15 protein-coding genes are annotated in these 17,582 nt (G+C 62.4%); 10 read left to right on the top strand and 5 right to left on the bottom strand.

Features of this window, described 5'->3' with window-relative positions; translation table 11 throughout:
• The first annotated feature begins 23 nt into the window (after positions 1–23).
• The 4 genes from pgeF (at position 24) to ASC86_RS13800 (ending at position 4,135) form a co-directional block, all read left to right on the top strand.
• The gene (pgeF, locus tag ASC86_RS13815) at positions 24–818 is read left to right on the top strand and encodes a peptidoglycan editing factor PgeF (RefSeq protein ID WP_056321920.1); all 795 of its coding nucleotides are present in this window, start codon (positions 24–26) and stop codon (positions 816–818) included.
• A 1-nt stretch (position 819) separates the two neighbouring features.
• Entirely contained in the window at positions 820–1,971 is a 1,152-nt protein-coding gene (locus tag ASC86_RS13810) for a Xaa-Pro peptidase family protein (RefSeq protein ID WP_056321917.1), read from the top strand.
• Between the two features lie 78 nt (positions 1,972–2,049).
• Positions 2,050–2,934, top strand: a complete 885-nt coding sequence (locus ASC86_RS13805) for a hypothetical protein (protein WP_056321915.1) — start codon at positions 2,050–2,052, stop codon at positions 2,932–2,934.
• 268 nt (positions 2,935–3,202) lie between these two features.
• Positions 3,203–4,135, top strand: a complete 933-nt coding sequence (locus ASC86_RS13800) for a ribose-phosphate pyrophosphokinase (protein ID WP_056321912.1) — start codon at positions 3,203–3,205, stop codon at positions 4,133–4,135.
• On the opposite strand, the gene ASC86_RS13795 is transcribed toward ASC86_RS13800, so the two are convergent.
• Positions 4,132–5,016, bottom strand: coding sequence for a LysR family transcriptional regulator (locus ASC86_RS13795; RefSeq protein ID WP_056321909.1), 885 nt, complete (start codon positions 5,014–5,016; stop codon positions 4,132–4,134). The two genes, ASC86_RS13800 and ASC86_RS13795, sit on opposite strands and share 4 nt — an antisense overlap.
• A 106-nt stretch (positions 5,017–5,122) precedes the next feature.
• Here ASC86_RS13795 and blaOXA point away from each other — a divergent pair, with 106 nt between their 5' ends.
• Complete coding sequence (gene blaOXA, locus ASC86_RS13790) at positions 5,123–5,929, top strand: class D beta-lactamase (RefSeq protein ID WP_056321906.1); 807 nt, start codon at positions 5,123–5,125, stop codon at positions 5,927–5,929.
• Positions 5,930–5,935: 6 nt separating this feature from the next.
• On the opposite strand, the gene ASC86_RS13785 is transcribed toward blaOXA, so the two are convergent.
• From ASC86_RS13785 to ASC86_RS13775, 3 genes are all read right to left on the bottom strand, one after another.
• Positions 5,936–6,325 (bottom strand): DUF779 domain-containing protein, encoded by a 390-nt coding sequence (locus ASC86_RS13785; protein WP_056321904.1) that lies wholly within the window; start codon positions 6,323–6,325, stop codon positions 5,936–5,938.
• Between the two features lie 120 nt (positions 6,326–6,445).
• Positions 6,446–7,954: an aldehyde dehydrogenase gene (adh, locus tag ASC86_RS13780; RefSeq protein WP_056321902.1), complete on the bottom strand. Its 1,509-nt coding sequence runs from the start codon at positions 7,952–7,954 to the stop codon at positions 6,446–6,448.
• Positions 7,955–8,136: 182 nt separating this feature from the next.
• Positions 8,137–9,078, bottom strand: a complete 942-nt coding sequence (locus ASC86_RS13775; protein WP_056321899.1) for a helix-turn-helix domain-containing protein — start codon at positions 9,076–9,078, stop codon at positions 8,137–8,139.
• A gap of 165 nt (positions 9,079–9,243) precedes the next feature.
• Between ASC86_RS13775 and ASC86_RS13770 the strand changes: the two genes are divergently transcribed.
• The 3 genes from ASC86_RS13770 (at position 9,244) to ASC86_RS13760 (ending at position 11,912) form a co-directional block, all read left to right on the top strand.
• Positions 9,244–9,909 (top strand): L,D-transpeptidase, encoded by a 666-nt coding sequence (locus ASC86_RS13770; protein ID WP_056321896.1) that lies wholly within the window; start codon positions 9,244–9,246, stop codon positions 9,907–9,909.
• A 12-nt stretch (positions 9,910–9,921) separates the two neighbouring features.
• The gene (locus tag ASC86_RS13765; protein ID WP_056321892.1) at positions 9,922–10,458 is read left to right on the top strand and encodes an OmpA family protein; all 537 of its coding nucleotides are present in this window, start codon (positions 9,922–9,924) and stop codon (positions 10,456–10,458) included.
• Between the two features lie 272 nt (positions 10,459–10,730).
• Positions 10,731–11,912 carry a benzoate/H(+) symporter BenE family transporter gene (locus ASC86_RS13760; protein WP_056321890.1) on the top strand — a complete coding sequence of 394 codons (1,182 nt, stop codon included), beginning with the start codon at positions 10,731–10,733 and terminating at the stop codon, positions 11,910–11,912.
• A gap of 3 nt (positions 11,913–11,915) precedes the next feature.
• Here ASC86_RS13760 and ASC86_RS13755 read toward each other — a convergent pair whose 3' ends face one another.
• Positions 11,916–13,982, bottom strand: a complete 2,067-nt coding sequence (locus ASC86_RS13755) for a bifunctional diguanylate cyclase/phosphodiesterase (protein WP_056321888.1) — start codon at positions 13,980–13,982, stop codon at positions 11,916–11,918.
• A 401-nt stretch (positions 13,983–14,383) separates the two neighbouring features.
• Between ASC86_RS13755 and ASC86_RS13750 the strand changes: the two genes are divergently transcribed.
• Both ASC86_RS13750 and ASC86_RS13745 read left to right on the top strand, forming a co-directional pair.
• Positions 14,384–14,986: a 50S ribosomal protein L25/general stress protein Ctc gene (locus ASC86_RS13750; RefSeq protein ID WP_056321885.1), complete on the top strand. Its 603-nt coding sequence runs from the start codon at positions 14,384–14,386 to the stop codon at positions 14,984–14,986.
• 211 nt (positions 14,987–15,197) lie between these two features.
• On the top strand, positions 15,198–17,576 hold the full coding sequence (locus ASC86_RS13745) for a bifunctional diguanylate cyclase/phosphodiesterase (protein ID WP_056322614.1): 2,379 nt from the start codon (positions 15,198–15,200) through the stop codon (positions 17,574–17,576).
• Positions 17,577–17,582: the final 6 nt, after the last annotated feature.

The following is a 17,582-nucleotide window of genomic DNA, read 5'->3' as shown; positions in this document are numbered from 1 at the left end:
AGAATGAAAGGGCAGAAACACCGATGAAGGATGATGCCCCGCCCTCACCCGTCTTCAGCCCGGCCCTCGCGAATCTCGAGAAAAGCGGCATTGCGCACGCCTATTTCACCCGCAGCGGCGGCGTTTCCGAAGGTCTTTATCGCGGCCTGAATGTCGGCCTCGGCTCCCATGACGAACGCGCCCGCGTCGAGGAAAACCGCAGACGTGTCGCCGCCTATTTCGAAGCGCCGCCGGAAAAGCTCGCGACGGTGCATCAGGTTCACTCCCCGACCGCCGTGATCGTCGATGACACCTATGACGGCGCACGGCCGGAAGCAGACGCGCTGGTCACCGCCACCCCCGGCACGGTCATCGGCGTGCTGACGGCCGATTGCGGCCCGGTCCTCTTTGCCGATCCGAAGGCCAAGGTCATCGGTGCCGCCCACGCCGGCTGGAAAGGCGCGCTGGGCGGCGTGCTCGAAAGCACGATCGAAGCCATGGTGTCGCTGGGCGCCGACAGAAAGAACATCGTCGCCAGCCTCGGACCCTCGATCAGCCGGCGCAACTATGAGGTCGGCGCGGAATTCGTCGAGCGCTTCCTGGAGAAGGACCCGGATTACGCCGGCTTCTTCACGCCTTCGGAGCGGGAAACCCACGCGATGTTCGACCTGCCGGCCCTGACCCTCAAGCGGCTGACGGATGCCGGCGTGACCGCCGAAAACCTCGATCTCTGCACCTATGCGGACGAAGAGCGGTTCTTCTCCTATCGCCGCACCACCCATCGCAACGAACCGGATTACGGCCGGCAGATTTCGGCAATCTTCATGCGGGAGGAATGACATGGCTTTGCATTTCAGCCAGGACGAGTTCACCGGACGACTGGAACGGCTGAAGGCCGCCATGAAGGACGAAAAGCTGGATGCCATCCTGCTCTTTGCGCAGGAAAGCATGTACTGGCTGACCGGCTACGACACCTTCGGCTACTGTTTCTTCCAGACGCTGGTGGTCAAGGCCGACGGCTCCATGGTGCTCCTGACGCGCTCGGCCGATCTGAGGCAGGCGCGACACACCTCCAACATCGAGCGCATCGAAATCTGGGTCGACCGCGTCAATGCCGATCCGACGATGGATCTCAAGAACCTCCTGAGCGACCTCGATCTTCTGGGCATGCGCATCGGCGTCGAATACGACACCCACGGTATGACCGGCCGCGTGGCACGGATGCTCGACCAGCAGCTCACCAGTTTCGGCCAGATGATCGATGCCTCGTCGCTGGTCGGCAAGCTGCGGCTGATCAAGAGCCCGGCGGAAATCGCCTATGTCGAAAAGGCCGCGAGCCTTGCCGACGACGCGCTCGATGCCGCCCTGCCCCTCATCCGCCCCGGCGGCAGCGAGGCCGATATCCTCGCGGCCATGCAGGGTGCGATCTTTGCCGGCGGCGGCGATTATCCCGCCAACGAATTCATCATCGGCTCCGGCGCCGACGCGCTTCTCTGCCGCTATAAGGCGGGGCGCCGCACGCTCGATGCCCAGGACCAGCTGACGCTGGAATGGGCAGGCGTCAGCGCCCATTACCACGCGGCTATGATGCGCACCGTCGTCGTCGGCGAGCCGACCAACCGGCACCGCGAGCTTTACAGCGCCTGCCGCGAAACCATCCAGGCCGTCGAGATGGTGCTGCGGCCCGGCAACACCTTCGGCACCGTGTTCGACGTCCATGCCAAGATCATGGACGAGCGCGGGCTCGCGCGGCATCGTCTGAACGCCTGCGGCTATTCGCTTGGCGCCCGCTTTTCGCCGTCCTGGATGGAGCAGCAGATGTTCCATCTCGGCAATCCCCAGGAGATTTTGCCGAATATGTCGCTCTTCCTGCACATGATCATCATGGACAGCGACACCGGCACCGCCATGACGCTCGGCCAGACCTATCTCACGACCGACGGCGCGCCGAAGCCGCTGTCGCGCTACGGACTGGACTTCATTTCTGCTTAGGAAAATTGCCGTATCGTTTCATCGAGCGCAGGTGGGGGCCTTCGTGCTCGACCTCGTGGCCGAACAGGCGGTGGAACGATGAACAAAATTTTCAGTCTGATGGCCGGCCTCGTGCTGCTTGCCGGCTGCAACTCGACCGACGCGCTGATCCCCCAGGTGGATGTCGGCGGCGGCAGCTTCCAATCGCCCCCGGTCAACCAGGCCGATCTCGACAGCATGGCCGCGCAGCCCTCCTATGTGCCGCCGCAGCAGACGGCATCGGTTCAGAGCCAGCCGTTGAGCAATCCGCAAAGCTACTCGCAGCCGGCTTCGGACACCGTTATGGCCCAAGGCGACACAGTGCTCGCCCAAGGCGACACTGACTACACCGACCCGGCCGGCTCCTTCGAAGCTCAGGCCAGCCGCCTTTCGCAGGGCGCAGTGCCGGCGCAAGAACGCCGTCAGGTCGTTCGGCAAGCCCCACAAATGGCGGAAGCCACGACCTCCGAAGACAACGATGCCGCCGGTGAGCCCGAGCAGGCCCCACCCCAGACGGCGCAACAGCAGCCGCAGGAGGAAAAGCCTGCGCAATCCGCGGCCATCGCTCCGAACGCGGAAGCCGGCACCATCCGCTTCCTGCCGATCATCGGCGCACCGGTCGCCGCCGTCACCTCGCTCTCCAAGCAGCTCGGCGCGGATGCCCGCGCCAACGGGCTGACGATCAAAAGCTCGTCCGATCCGAACAGCAAGCATATCCTGAAGGGCTATTTCTCGGCGCTCAGCGACAACGGCAAAACCACCGTCATCTATATCTGGGACGTGCTCGACGGCAGCGGTAATCGGCTGCACCGCATCCAGGGCCAGGACAGCGTCGATGGCACTGCCGCCGACCCCTGGTCGATCGTGCCGCCGCAGACGATGCAGGCGATCGCCACCAAGTCGATCGACGCCTATCTCTCATGGGCACGCGCCAACGCCGGCTGACCGTTGCAAAACGATGCAGATCGGCAACGACCGGCTGACGAATCGTATCACCGGACGGCACAGCCCGAAAACTTTTTCGGATAAACGGTGCGAGAACGCGGCATTCCCCTTGCATTCGAGGTCAGGGACGTTATGAAGCGGCCAAGCGGCGCTGCTTTCGGCCCTCGGATGCCGGCAGACGCCAAATGTGGCTTATGGAATTCACGCGGCCCACCCTGGACTGATTTCTCTGTCCGGAAGCGCCCGCGCCAGCACAGGCGGACCATCGATGAAGGTTTTCGCAGGCAATTCGAACCGGCTGCTTGCCGAAGCGATCTGCAGCTATCTTAACCTGCCCCTCGGCAAAGCAACTGTGAGACGGTTCGCCGACCAGGAAATCTTCGTGGAAATTCAGGAGAATGTGCGCGGCGAGGACGTTTTCGTCGTCCAGTCGACCTCCTTCCCCACCAACGACCACCTGATGGAATTGCTGATCATGATCGATGCCATGCGCCGCTCCTCGGCGCGGCGCATCACCGCGGTCATCCCGTATTTCGGCTATGCCCGCCAGGACCGCAAACCCGGCCCGCGCACCCCGATCTCCGCCAAACTGGTCGCCAACCTGATCACCGAAGCCGGCGCCGACCGCGTATTGACGCTCGACCTGCATGCCGGCCAGATCCAGGGCTTCTTCGACATCCCGACCGACAATCTCTACGCCATTCCGATCCTCGCCCGCGACGTGAAGGAAAACTACGACCTGAAGAACGTCATGGTCGTTTCGCCTGACGTCGGCGGCGTGGTGCGCGCCCGCGCCCTTGCCAAGCGTCTCGATTGCCAGCTTGCCATCGTCGACAAGCGCCGCGAGCGCGCCGGCGAATCCGAGGTCATGAACGTCATCGGCGACGTGACCGGCAAGGACTGTCTGCTGATCGACGATATCGTCGACTCCGGCGGCACGCTCTGCAATGCGGCTGAAGCCCTGCTCAAGAACGGCGCGACCAGCGTTACGGCCTACATCACCCACGGCGTGCTTTCCGGCGGCGCGGTCGCCCGCGTCACCTCGTCCAAGCTCAAGGAACTTGTGATCACCGACACGATCCAGCCGACCACGGCCGTCCAGTCGGCCCACAACATCCGCGTCATCACCACCGCGACGCTGTTGGGCGAAGCCATCAACCGCACCAGCCAGGAAGAATCGGTCTCCAGCCTGTTCGACTAAGACCTGGCCTTTTCCGCTTCCGCCATGAGCCAGCTTGAAAAGGCGGCCATGGCCGGCGTGACCAAACGCGATTGCAGCCGTGTGAGCCAATAGCTCCCCATCGAAACGCTTGTGCGGAACGGCTGCACGATCTCTCCCGAAAGCAGTTGCCGCTGAAACATGGCCGGCGGCGCAAGCCCGATGCCGGCCCCCTGCAGGATCGCCTCCATCATCGCCAGCGACGTATCGAAGACGATGCTGTCGCGCATCGGTCCCGGCTCCGCCACACCGGCCGTCTCGAACCAACGCGTCCACTCATCCGGCCGATAGGATCGCAGCAGCGTCTTTCCGATGATATCGGACGGCTGCTTCAAGGTGCGTGCGACCTCGGGCGTGCACAGCACCGAAAGCGGTGCCTCGAACAGCCGAGCCGCCTCCGTCGCATGCCATGCACCGCTGCCGAAACGAACAGCGAAATCCAGCCCCTCTGCCGCCAGATCGACGCGGTTGTTGTTGGTCGAGAGACGCAGATCGATGAAGGGATGATTCTGCCGGAAGGTTGACAGCCGAGGCATCAGCCAGCCGACGGCAAAGGTCCCGACCGCCCCCACCGTCAAAACCTCCCGCAACCGACCGCCGCGAAACCGCTCGACGGCATCGGCCATGCGATCGAAACTATCGCGCAGCACGGGCAACAGGCTCTCGCCCTCCGCCGTTATCATCAATCCGCGCGGCAGGCGGCGAAAAAGCGCGATGCCCAACTGCTCTTCCAAAGCCTTGACCTGATGGCTGACCGCCGCCTGCGTGACGTTCAGTTCGATCGCGGCGCGGGTGAAGCTGAGATGGCGGGCGGAGGCCTCGAAGGCGCGGAAGGCGTTGAGCGGGAGATGCGGGCGAACCATGAATGACCTAGTTTTTCTAATGCAAGCTTCGATTATTCGTCCTTTGTGGCAAGGGCAAACTCTTGCTACCAAACGCTCAGAAATCAACGCATATCGAGGAAGATATATGAATTTTCGGTCTTTGATGACAGGTCTAGCACTGTTGGGGCTATCCGCCATCGCCGCAGAAGCCAAGACAATTTGTACGGTCATCGCCAATGCCGATACCGGCGACTTCATCGTCAAGGAAGGCCGGTGCGAGGAGCGCTTCACGCCGGCCTCGACCTTCAAGGTGCCGCTGGCGGTGATGGGCTACGATTCCGGCTTCCTGACGGACGCGCACAATCCAACGCTGCCCTTCCGCAATGGCGATCCCGACTGGGGCGGCGAGAACTGGAAGCAGCCGACCGATGCCACCCGCTGGCTGAAATATTCTGTCGTCTGGTTTTCACAGCGGATCACCGCCAAACTCGGTGAAGAAAAACTCACCGAATATGCGCGCCAGTTCCATTACGGCAATGCCGATTTCTCCGGCGATCCCGGCAAGAACAACGGTCTTGAGCGGGCCTGGATCATCTCGTCGCTGAAGGTCTCACCGATCGAGCAAATCACTTTCCTGCGCCGGCTGATCAATCACGAGCTTCCGGTGAGCAACGCGGCAGTCGACAAGACGCTCGCCATCGTCGAAGGGCGCATGCTGCCCTCGGGCTGGGCGGTCCAGGGCAAGACCGGCATGGCCTATCCGCGCAATGCGGACTACAGCTTCGACACGAGCCATCCCTTTGGCTGGTATGTCGGCTGGGGTGAGAAAGGCGGCCAGAGGATCGTCTTCGCCCGCCTGATCCAGGACGACAAGAAGATGGAAGGCAGCGCCAGCGCTCGCGCCCGTGACAGCCTTTTCGAAGAACTGCCGTCGCTCATTCCAGCGGAATGATGCCCGTCAGGCGCGTTTGATCACCGGAACGGCGCAGGCCTCCCCGCCATCGAACAATCGCGAGCGCGTCAAAAACCGGCGCTCGCGGCCATTGTCGAGCGAGAACATGCCGCCGCGCCCCGGCACCACATCGATGATCAACTGCGTGTGGCGCCAGACTTCGAACTGGCTGGCGCTGATATAAACCGGCACGCCGCCGATCTCGCCCAGTTTCACATCGTTATCGCCGACGATGTAGTCATCGGCCGGATAGCACATCGGCGACGAACCGTCGCAGCAGCCGCCCGACTGGTGAAACAGGATGTCCGGATAGTCCTTCCGGATTTCGTCGATGAAGGCGAGTGCCACATCGGTCGCGATGACCCTCGGTTGCCCGTCGGTGTTTTCCGTATCCATGATCCGCTCCCATGAAAGTGCCCTCTCCCCGTCGCGGCGGGGAGAGGGTCTAGGTGAGGGGTTTCGGGAGGAGGTCGGGCAGGACTGCCCCTCACCTTACTCTTTCCCGGCCGATCCCGATCAGAAGAAGCCGAGCGCCTTCGGGCTGTAGCTCACCAGCATGTTCTTGGTCTGCTGGTAGTGATCGAGCATCATCTTGTGGGTTTCGCGGCCGATACCCGATTGCTTGTATCCGCCGAAGGCGGCATGGGCCGGATAGGCATGGTAGCAATTGGTCCAGACGCGGCCGGCCTGGATATCGCGACCGAAGTGGTAGCAACGGTTCGCATCGCGGCTCCACACGCCAGCACCGAGGCCGTAGAGTGTGTCGTTAGCGATTTCGAGCGCTTCCGCATCGTCCTTGAAGGTAGTGACGGACACGACCGGCCCGAAGATTTCCTCCTGGAAGACGCGCATCTTGTTGTGACCGCGGAAGACCGTCGGCTTGACGTAGTAGCCGCCGGCCAGATCGCCTTCGAGCACGTTGCGCTCGCCGCCGATCAGCACTTCCGCGCCTTCCTGACGGCCGATATCCATATAGGACAGGATTTTCTCCAGTTGCTCGGACGACGCCTGCGCACCGATCATTGTTGCCGTGTCGAGCGGGTTGCCCTGCTTGATTGCGGCCACACGGGCGATGGCCTTTTCCATGAAGCGGTCATAGATTTTCTCATGGACCAGCGCACGGCTGGGGCATGTGCAGACTTCGCCCTGGTTGAGGGCAAACATCGCAAATCCTTCCAGCGCCTTGTCGAGATAGTCGTCGTCTTCGGCCATCACGTCGGCAAAGAAGATGTTCGGCGATTTGCCGCCCAGTTCCAGCGTCACGGGGATGAGGTTCTGGCTGGCATATTGCATGATCAGCCTGCCCGTCGTCGTCTCACCGGTAAAGGCGATCTTAGAGATGCGCGGATTGGAAGCCAGCGGCTTGCCGGCTTCGAGACCGAAGCCGTTGACGATATTCAGCACGCCTGCTGGCAGAAGATCCCCGACCAGATCGGCCCAGACGAGGATGGAGGCCGGCGTCTGTTCGGCCGGCTTCAAGACGACGCAGTTGCCGGCGGCAAGCGCCGGTGCGAGCTTCCACGCAGCCATCAGGATCGGGAAATTCCAGGGAATGATCTGGCCGACGACGCCGAGCGGCTCATGGAAATGATAGGCGATGGTATCGTGATCGACTTCGCCGATCGTGCCTTCCTGGGCACGAACGCAGGAGGCGAAATAGCGGAAGTGATCGATGGCGAGCGGAATATCGGCCGCCATGGTTTCGCGCAGCGGCTTGCCGTTATCCCAGGTTTCGGCGCGCGCCAGAAGATCGAGATTGTCTTCCATGCGCTGGGCGATCTTCATCAGGATATTGGCGCGCTCGGTCGTCGAGGTGCGGCCCCATTTGTCCTTGGCCGCATGCGCCGCATCGAGCGCCAGCTCGATATCGGCGGCTTCCGAACGGGCGATCTGGCAGACCACGCCGCCGGTGACCGGGGTGATGTTGTCGAAATAGCGGCCACTGACGGGATCGCGCCACTGGCCGCCGATGAAGTTTCCATATTTCTGCTTGAACGGGCTTTCGACGATTTTCTGATGCAGCATCTGTTTTCTCCTCCAATACAGATATTCGTCATCTGTGGTGAGGAGACTGCGCTCGAAGAACAAATAGCGATAGACACCGGTAGACGGCCGACGCTTGCTACTGTTTCAGAATTGAGACACGGGAAAGACGACAATTATGCTGCAACGCCGCAAATATCGACGCAGCCGCAGCATATCGAACACTATTCGACCGAAAGCTTCTTCATCTTGCGATACAGCGTGGCGCGGCTGATACCGAGAAGATCGGCAGCTTGCGAAACATTGCCGCCCGCCCGCGACAACACCCGCCGCAGCGCCGCCCTTTCGGCATCCAGCAGGTCCTGTCCCTGAACACCGTCATGCAGCAGATCGGCGGCCGGAATACCGGACGCGATCCTGCGGTCGTCGAGCCCCAACGTCTGGCGGGCGGCGCGGGTTGCGCCGAGCACGAGATCGTCACGGTCGATCGCCAGCAGTGCCGGCGCGCTCTTGCCTTCGGACGAGACCAGCAGGATGCGTGCACCATTGAAGGCGCGGCGGAAAAGATTGGCCTCGATGCGGGCGGCCGCATCGCGCACGGCCTGCGACAGAATCAGCACCGCCATATCGCTGGCATCTTCCCGGCAGGTCGAGATGTCGAGCGCGGCGGTGATCCGCCCCGTGTGATCGCGCACGGGTGCGGTGACGCAGCTCAAGCCGGTATTGGCGGAGAGGAAATGCTGGTCGCGGTGTATGACGACGGCGCGTTCGTCGGCAATGGCCGTGCCGATGCCGTTGGTGCCGACGCTCGCCTCGCTCCACACCGTGCCGGACCAGAGCCCAAGCCCGCGAAAATCCTTGTCGTCGCCGACGGCGCCACGGCGCTCCAGCGCGATGCCGTGTTCGTCAGTGAGCAGCAGGCAGCATCCGGCCTTGCCGACCGTGAGGAACAGCCGGTCAAGCTCGTCCTGCGCTTCCTCGATGATATGGCCGGAGCGCTCGCGCGCCTGAAGGAACTCGGCTTCGGTCAGCCGCCAAGGCGCGCGGCTTTCCTCAGGCGACAGGCCATGCACGGTCATGCAGCGCCGCCACGAGGCCGCGACAGACGAACTCGCAGCCGCCGAGCCCTGATGAGCGACGGCATGGACATGATCGGAATGGTTCATCCGCACTCCTCCCTGAGAGCGATGCGAACGCCACTATAGGCCTATTCGGGCGATCGCGTCCACCGGACGAAAGTCGCAAGCATGCGCAACTGGAGTTTTCTGTTGTGGCAAATGAAAAATATGATTTACTGCCCGCGCTCACTGGCTTTAGGGGGAATACTGCCGATGGAGTGGAACCGCAGGGATATATTGCTTGGTGGTTTGGCGTTGACGGCCGCAGCGGCTGTTCAAAAATCCGCATTCGCCCAGGCTTCTTCTTATTTTTCCGGCACCGCCGTCGATAACGGCGTGACCTACAGGAGCACCAACTTCGCCAAGATCGATCCGAAGTGGCGTCGTCAGGTGGTCAAATACTTCAGCAGCGAGCCGATCGGCACCGTCGTCGTCGATACGCGGCATCACTTCCTTTACCTGATCATGGAGAACAAGACGGCGATCCGCTACGGCGTCGGCGTCGGCCGCGAGGGTTTCAAGTGGTATGGCCGCGCCACCATCGACCAGAAATCGCTCTGGCCCAAGTGGACGCCGCCGCCGGAAATGCGCGTGCGCCATCCGGAATTGCCCGAATCCGTCGATGGCGGCTCGCCGAAAAATCCGCTCGGTCCGCGCGCCATGTACCTGCTGCGCGACGGCGTCGATACCGGCTACCGTTTCCACGGCACGCTGGAGCCCGGCAGCATCGGCAAGGATGCCTCCAGCGGCTGCATCCGCATGTTCAATGAGGATGCCATCGACCTCTATCAGCGCTGCCCCATCGGAACCGCCGTGCAGGTGCTACCGCACATCGCCGACCAGGCGCCCCAGGTCAGCGACGCAACCCCGGTCGAATAAGGAAGAGATTTGATGCCTGCTATGACCGGATTTTCGCGGTACCTTGTTGCCGCGTCCATGCTTCTGATGCTTGCCAGCTGCAACACCACAGAGATCGCCGAAGTCGAGGAACCCACCGCCCCGCCGATGACCGGCCAGACCAACGATCCCGCCCCCGGCTTCGAGACGGTTCGGGCCGGCACGGAAGAGGATTTCATCCTCAATGTCGGCCGCCGGGTCTATTTCACCCAGGATTCCGCAGCCCTCGACAGCGTCGCCAAGGCGACACTCGACAAGCAGGCCGCGTGGCTGAACCAGAACCCGAACTGGCTGATCAAGCTGCAGGGCTTCTCCGACGATTCCGGCTCAGCCGGCCAGATGGCGAAGCTCTCGCAGAAACGCGCCGATGCGGCGATGGCCTATCTCGCCTCGAAGGGTGTCGATCCCAAGCGCATGTGGGCCAAGGGCTACGGCAACGACCGCGAGGTGCGCGACTGCACGGATCGTTCCTGCAAGGTGCAGAACCGCCGCGTGGTGGTGAACCTGCGCACGTCGCGGGATAGTGTCTGATCGCTGCAATCTCCCTTCTCCCCGCATGGAGAAGGTGGATCGAAGGGCGGATGAGGGGCGGGCGTGCAGCATGTGCAGGCACCGAGGTTTGCCCCTCACCCTAGCCCTCTCCCGCAAGCGGGGAGAGGGGACGACAGAGTGAAAATCGCTTTCCTCGTAAGCCGCTCGAATCCCTTAAACGCCCAGCATATTCCCCCGCCGGTAACGTTCCAGCGCGGCGGATTTTGCGCTACGCACTAATCACCCTTTTTAACCGGTGATTCCCCGACGCCATGGCCCGCGATTTTTCCCTTCAAGCCCTCTTCATGGGTCTGCTCACCGCCTTTGTCGGTTTCGCCAGCTCCTTCGCTGTCGTGCTGCACGGCCTGACGGGCGTCGGCGCGACCGAAGCGCAGGCCGCTTCAGGGCTGATGGCGCTATCGATCTCCATGGGCCTTTGCGCCATCGTTCTGTCGGTCGCGACCCGGCTGCCGGTCTCGATCGCCTGGTCGACACCGGGCGCGGCGCTTCTTGCCAGTTCGGGCACAGTTCCCGGCGGCTTCAATGTCGCGGTTGGCGGTTTCCTCGTCTGCGGCGCGCTGATCGTCGTTGCCGGATTGTGGAAGCCCCTTGGCCGCATGGTCGCCGCCATTCCCGCCGCACTCGCAAACGCCATGCTGGCCGGAGTGCTGATCGGGCTCTGCTTTGCACCGGTGAAGGCCGTCGCCTTCAATCCCCTGCTCGGCCTGCCGATCGTGCTGGCCTGGGTCGCGGTTGGAGCGATCAACCGGCTGTTTGCCGTGCCGGCGGCGTTGCTCGCCTTCGTGCTGGTGCTCGCCTTCGGCATCGATATCCCCGAGGGCGCGTTTGCGCGCATGGCGGATACACTCGTTCCCCATGCCGAATGGGTCGCGCCAAGCTTCACGCTGGCCGGCATCGTCAGCATCGCTTTGCCGCTCTTCGTCGTCACCATGGCATCGCAGAACATTCCCGGCATCGCGGTGCTGAAGGTCAACGGCTACGAGCCCAATCCCGGCCCGCTGTTTGCAACGACCGGCCTGTTCTCGATCCTCAGCGCGCCCTTCGGCGGCCATGCGGTGAACCTTGCGGCCATTACTGCGGCCATGTGCGCCGGCGAGGATGCCCATCACAACCCGGCCCGCCGCTATTGGGCGGCGATCGTCGCCGGCATCGGCTATATCGTCTTCGGTCTGCTCGCTTCGACTGTCACCGCCTTCGTCAGCCTCGCCCCGAAAATCCTGATCGAGGCGGTGGCCGGCCTTGCGCTGGTCGGGGCTTTCGCCGGCTCCGCCATGGCTGCTTTTAAGGAGGCGGAAAGCCGCGAGGCCGCCGCCGTCACCTTTCTTGTGACGGCTTCCGGCGTCGGCTTCGCCGGTATATCCGGCGCCTTCTGGGGGCTGGTGACAGGCGGGCTGATGCTGGCGCTGGCCCGGCTTGTTTCAAAGAAGCGGTAAGCGTCAGGCCGCGGCGCTATCCGGGCCCGTGGCCGTCTGGGAAGCGTCATCGCCGTTGACTACGGCTTCCAGCGCGCTGAGTGGCATCGGCTTGCCGAAGAGATAGCCCTGCACTTCGAGGCACCCTTCCTTGCGCAGGAACTCCATATGCGCCTCGTTTTCCACACCTTCCGCCAGCACCGGAATATCGAGGCTCTGGGCGAGAATGATGGTCGAGCGGACGATGGCCGCCGAATGACGGTTGCGGGTGACGCCGCCGATGAAGGCGCGGTCGATCTTGATCTTATCGAAGGGGAAATTCTGCAGCGTCGACAGCGACGAATAGCCGGTACCGTAATCGTCCATGGCGATGCGCACGCCGAGCGCCTTCAATTGGCGGATGATCTGCAATGCATGCTGCTGGTCGGCGATGATGCCGGATTCGGTGATTTCCAGTTCCAGTCGGGAAGCATCGAGGCCGGTTTCAACGAGGATTTCCTTGACGCGGGCCGGCAGGTTGACATCGGCGAGCTGGGCCGGTGCGACATTGACGGCGATCTTCACCGGCCGCTTCCAGGCCGCCGCCTGCCTGCAGGCGGTACGCAGCACCCAGTCGCCAAGCTCGTGGATGAAACCGTTCTTCTCGGCGATGGGAATGAATTCCGACGGCGGCACCATGCCCCGCGCGGGATGATGCCAGCGCAACAGCACTTCGAGCCCGACGACATCGCGCGTCACCGAATTATTCTGCCTCTGATAGTAGAGCTCGAACTCGTTGCGGTCGATGCCCTGGCGCATGTCCATGGCGAGCGAGGCTCGGTCGCGCGCGGCGATATCCATGGAGGGCTCGTAGAAACAAACGGCCCGGTTGCCCGTCGCCTTGGAGCGGTACATAGCGAGATCGGCGCGTGCCAGCAGCTCTTCCGGCGTCTCCGCGTCTTGCAAATAGAGCGAGATGCCGACGCTGGAGCCGACGAGCAGCGTATTGCCCTCCCAGTCGATCGGTTTGACGATCTGGTTCGTCAGCCGGTCGGCAAAAGCGCGGATATCGCTTTTGACGAAACAGTTACGGGTCAGGGCCACGAATTCGTCGCCGCCGATACGGGCCAGGAATTCCCCCTCCCCCAGAATGGCCGACATCCGCTCGGAAACGGTGCGCAGCACCGCATCGCCGGCCGCATGGCCATGCACGTCGTTGACATCCTTGAAGCGGTCGAGGTCGAAGGACAGCACCGCAAAGCCGGCGCTGTCGGCGTCGTGCCGGCGGATCTGCTCGCCGAGATAGTCGTTGAAGGCGGCCCGGTTCGGCAGGCCGGTCAGGGCGTCGTGCAAAGAAAGATAGCGGAAGCGTTCCGCCGCACTCTGGGTCGAATGCAGGTCGATGATATAGGTGGAGGCGCCGAGCCCCAGCATGACGGCCATCAGCGACACCAGCATGACGATCAGCACCTTGTCCGGGATCACCGATTGCGGAATGGTGATCAGGCTTTCCGGAACGATGGTGATGGCGCTCATGCCGGTGAAATGCATGCTGACGATCGCCATGATCAGCGCGGCGACGGCACCCTGCCAGCACCAGCGCGTGACCGGCCGGGCGATGCGATTGGTGGCGAGCGCCCCGAAAACCACGCCGAGAACGATCGAAGCGGCGTAGTAGCCATAGTCCCACTGCATCAGGCCCATCGTCTGGTAGGCGGCCATGCCCATGTAGTGCATCACGGCGATGCCGGCGCCGACGATGGCGCCGCCGAGTTCGATCGTCGGGCCGCTCTTGTAAAGCGCCGTCACCAGGAAGCCCAGGACCGTGATGCTGATCGCAGCGAGCAGGGACAGCATCGTCAGCGTCGGCTCATAACCATGCGGCATGGAGGGCTTGTAGCTCAGCATCGCGATGAAATGCGTCGTCCAGATCGTCGAACCGCCGATCACGCCGCTCATGAACAGCCAGTTGAGCTTCTGCAGCCCGTCAGTCCGGCGCACACGGGCGTAAAGCCGCATCGTCAGCGTCGCCCCCAGCATGCAGACGAGGGCAGCGAGGCCAACGAGCCTGTAATCGTGTTCGATAGCGATGCAGGAAAGGACTCTGAGCATGAGGCACCCGTTTGAAGATGCTGCGACCTCGCACGCCGCACCCTTCATATCCCTTAATTCCGGTGGGTGACGATGATCGACGGTTAGCACGGAGTAAAATATCCCGTGTCGCGCGAAAAATGCCGGCGTCACTCGCCTTTTGAAGGTTTTCCCCTTCTCTACCCTTGCCACAAGGGGGAGAGAGTTTATCGAAGGCAGGCTCCCTTCCCCTTGTTACGAGGGTTGGGGAGGGTCTTTGCCGACACCGGCGCTTGCTTGCATTTGCCGGCATTCTCGGTTAAGGACGCGCGTCCGCGCAGACACCCTTGGAGGCAACGCGGATGGGGCCCCATGGGTCTCAGGTCCATCAGACGCTTCACAATAGCCGATGGGCTCTCCAAAAACACCAGAAAGGTAATGCCATGAGCCACGCATCTTACGAGCTCAAGGCCGAAACGCGCGAACGGGTTGGTAAGGGGTCCTCCCGTGAACTTCGCCGCAACGGCCTTATTCCTGCTGTCATCTATGGTGACAAGCAGGCTCCGGTTTCCATCGCCCTCTCCACGAAGGAAGTCACCCAGAAGATCCACGCCGGCGGTTTCATGACCACCGTTGCCACGATCGACGTCAACGGCGAGAAGATCCGCGTCCTCCCGAAGGACTATCAGCTCGATCCGGTCCGCGACTTCACCATGCATGTCGATTTCCTGCGCGTATCCAAGGATTCGCAGGTCACCGTCGAAGTTCCGGTTCACTTCGTCAACGAAGAAAAGTCTCCGGGCATCAAGATCGGCGGCGTTCTGAACATCGTTCGCCACGAAGTCGAGCTGCATGTTTCGGCTGACGATATTCCGGAATTCCTGACCGTCGATCTGACCGGCCTGAAGATCGGTGACGGCGTTCACATCTCGAACGTCAAGCTGCCGAAGGGCGCGACCCCGGTCATCACCGACCGCGACTTCACGATCGCCACGATCGTTTCTCCGGCAGGCGGCGTTTCGGAAGAAGCTGCTTCGGAAGAATAATCGGTTCCGATACGAAAACCCGCCTGCCCTGCAATCCGTAGGGCAGGCGGGTTTTTTATTGCCCGAGAGGGCGCAGCGCGTCCTAAATTTCAGGGATCAATTTTAGCAACATTTAAGATTTTTGTGTTGTTTTGAACTGGGGGATGAAACCAGGGCGAGCACGAGAATCCTGCATGCGAGACGACACCCGAACCACGACCGGATGCGTGCGATGATGCATTCCGTCGAGAACCGATTTATTGCGATCGTCTGCGGCGCCGTTCTGGTTTTCGTCGCGCCTCTCATTGCCCTTTTCCTGACCCTATCGTCCGAACGCGTCGCCCGCGAACGCCTCGATCACACCCAGGTTCTGATGCGCACCGGGGCGGAAGCCCTGGGCAAGCCCTTGTGGGATTTCGATACCGACGGCATCCGCCAGATCGCCAAGGCGCTCGCCGCCGGTGAAAACGTGCTTGCCGTGCATGTCGGCGACAACCTCGGCACCATCTCCGTCCGCATCCCCGACAAGCTGCCGCGCATCGATGCCGGCGGCTATTCCGTGCTCTCCAACGACGTGCGCTACGTCTCCCAGGATGGCGAGCGCATTGTCGGCCGGGTGGAGATGTGGGTCGAGGAGCCGGGGCTGATCTCGCGCTTCAGCCGCGATGAAATCGCCGTCTTCCTCATTCTCGTCGTTGCCGTCGCCATCGTTTTCGTCGCCGCCATCGTCAGCAACCGCGTCACCGTCATCCGGCCGCTGATGCGGCTGACGGCCGCCATCGAGGCGACCCGCCGGCTCGGCTCCCGCCATCAGGTCGACTGGACATCGGACGACGAAATGGGCTCGCTCGCCCATAATTTCAACGAGATGCAAAGCCGCCTTGAGCAGGAGGGAACCGAGCTGAAGCTCGCCCATGCGCGCGCCTCCAGCATCTACAACAAGACGCCGGCCATGCTGTTTTCGCTCGACGCGGCAAATGATATCACCGCCGTCAGCGACTACTGGCTGGTGGCCACCGGCTATCGCCGCGAGGAGGTCATCGGCCGACCCTTTACCGATTTCGTCGACGAGCACTGGCACGAGACCTACAAGGCCCGCCGCGTCAATCCGGGCAATGGCGGCATCTGCGAGGTCACCATCCCGTTCCGCAAGTCGAACGGCGAGACGATGATCGTGCTGATCCTGGAAATGCGCAATTTCGTCGGCGACGATCTCGGCGGCGTTTCGCTGTCGGTCATGACCGACGTCACCGCCCTGAAACAGGCCGAAAGCCGCAACCACGCCCAGGCGATCACCGACCATCTGACCGGGCTTCTGAACCGGCAAGGCTTCGAAGCCGCGCTCGACCAGGGCATCCAGGAGGTCGATGCCCGCGGCATGCAGCTCGCCTGCATCTTCATCGATCTCGACCGCTTCAAGTGGATCAACGACAATTTCGGCCATGCCGCTGGCGACGAAGTGCTTCGGCAGGTGGTGTCGCGCATCCGCACGACGCTCCGGCCCGATGACGCCATGGCCCGCCTCGGCGGCGACGAATTCGCCATTCTCGTTTCGGCAGAAGATGTAGCGCCGCTGGCGGCAGAAATCGGCGAGCGCATCTGCGATTGCTTGAACCACCCGATCATCGTCGAGGGTGCCGATCTTTCGGTCACCGCCAGCGTCGGCATCGCGCTTTATCCCGACCATGCCGCCAATGCCTCCGACCTGCTGCTGAAATCGGACATGGCCATGTACACCCGCAAGCGCGACGGTAAGAATGGCATGCTGGTGTTCGACAACTCCATGCTCGACACCGCCCGCGAGCGCCATGAGATGGAGCAGCATATCGAGGCCGGACTCAAGGAAGACTGGTTCGAAGCCTATCTGCAGCCGATCGTCAGCCTCGGCGAAGGCCGTATCGCCGGCTTCGAGGCGCTGATGCGGCTTAACCACCCCGAAAAAGGCATCCTGCCACCCGGCAAGATCATCGGCATTGCCGAGGAAACCGGCTCGATCGGCCGGATCGGCGACCGGGTGCTGGAAAAGGCGATCGCCCATCTCGCCCGCATCAGCGCGCTGGAAGGCACCGAGGGCACCTATCTCGCCGTCAACTTTTCGCCGCTGCAATTCGAGCTGACCCTGCCCCACAAGCTGGCGGCATTGCTCCTGAAGCATCACATCTCGCCGGCCCGCATCGTCGTGGAAATCACCGAAGCCGTGCTGATGCTCGACAACCCGGAAGTTCACGCCGTCCTGAAGCAGCTCAGCGAATTCGGCTGCCGGATCGCGCTCGACGATTTCGGCACCGGCTACTCTTCGTTGAGCTATCTCAACCGCTTCCCGGTCAATATCGTCAAGGTCGACCAGTCCTTCACCCGCTCGCTCAGCAACGGCACCGGTGACGTGCGTCGCAAAAGCCGCATGCTGATCAAGGGTATCCGCACCATCTCCCACCAGATGGGCTGCACCGTGGTCGCCGAGGGCATCGAGACGACAGAGCAATGGGAACAACTGCGCAAGCTCGGCATCGATTACGGCCAGGGTTTTCTGTTCAGCAAGCCGATGCCGATCGACAACATGCTGGCCATGCTGGAAACGGATTCGGAAGCGAAGCTCAACGGACAGATTTAAGACGGC

Origin of the sequence: Rhizobium sp. Root1212 (assembly GCF_001424985.1) — a bacterium.
In the GTDB taxonomy this organism is placed as follows: domain Bacteria; phylum Pseudomonadota; class Alphaproteobacteria; order Rhizobiales; family Rhizobiaceae; genus Pararhizobium.
Note: the sequence above shows the minus strand (reverse complement) of the source record. Positions and strands in the feature narration are given on the sequence as shown.

Bases quoted from the DNA above. Each gene is read 5' to 3' on its own strand.
- ASC86_RS13785 (WP_056321904.1), bottom strand. From the start codon at position 6,325: ATGGATACGGAAAACACCGACGGGCAACCGAGGGTCATCGCGACCGAT.
- pgeF (WP_056321920.1), top strand. From the start codon at position 24: ATGAAGGATGATGCCCCGCCCTCACCCGTCTTCAGCCCGGCCCTCGCG.
- ASC86_RS13770 (WP_056321896.1), top strand. From the start codon at position 9,244: ATGGAGTGGAACCGCAGGGATATATTGCTTGGTGGTTTGGCGTTGACG.
- blaOXA (WP_056321906.1), top strand. From the start codon at position 5,123: ATGAATTTTCGGTCTTTGATGACAGGTCTAGCACTGTTGGGGCTATCC.
- adh (WP_056321902.1), bottom strand. From the start codon at position 7,954: ATGCTGCATCAGAAAATCGTCGAAAGCCCGTTCAAGCAGAAATATGGA.
- ASC86_RS13750 (WP_056321885.1), top strand. From the start codon at position 14,384: ATGAGCCACGCATCTTACGAGCTCAAGGCCGAAACGCGCGAACGGGTT.
- ASC86_RS13745 (WP_056322614.1), top strand. From the start codon at position 15,198: ATGATGCATTCCGTCGAGAACCGATTTATTGCGATCGTCTGCGGCGCC.
- ASC86_RS13805 (WP_056321915.1), top strand. From the start codon at position 2,050: ATGAACAAAATTTTCAGTCTGATGGCCGGCCTCGTGCTGCTTGCCGGC.
- ASC86_RS13760 (WP_056321890.1), top strand. From the start codon at position 10,731: ATGGCCCGCGATTTTTCCCTTCAAGCCCTCTTCATGGGTCTGCTCACC.
- ASC86_RS13810 (WP_056321917.1), top strand. From the start codon at position 820: ATGGCTTTGCATTTCAGCCAGGACGAGTTCACCGGACGACTGGAACGG.
- ASC86_RS13775 (WP_056321899.1), bottom strand. From the start codon at position 9,078: ATGAACCATTCCGATCATGTCCATGCCGTCGCTCATCAGGGCTCGGCG.
- ASC86_RS13795 (WP_056321909.1), bottom strand. From the start codon at position 5,016: ATGGTTCGCCCGCATCTCCCGCTCAACGCCTTCCGCGCCTTCGAGGCC.
- ASC86_RS13755 (WP_056321888.1), bottom strand. From the start codon at position 13,982: ATGCTCAGAGTCCTTTCCTGCATCGCTATCGAACACGATTACAGGCTC.
- ASC86_RS13800 (WP_056321912.1), top strand. From the start codon at position 3,203: ATGAAGGTTTTCGCAGGCAATTCGAACCGGCTGCTTGCCGAAGCGATC.
- ASC86_RS13765 (WP_056321892.1), top strand. From the start codon at position 9,922: ATGCCTGCTATGACCGGATTTTCGCGGTACCTTGTTGCCGCGTCCATG.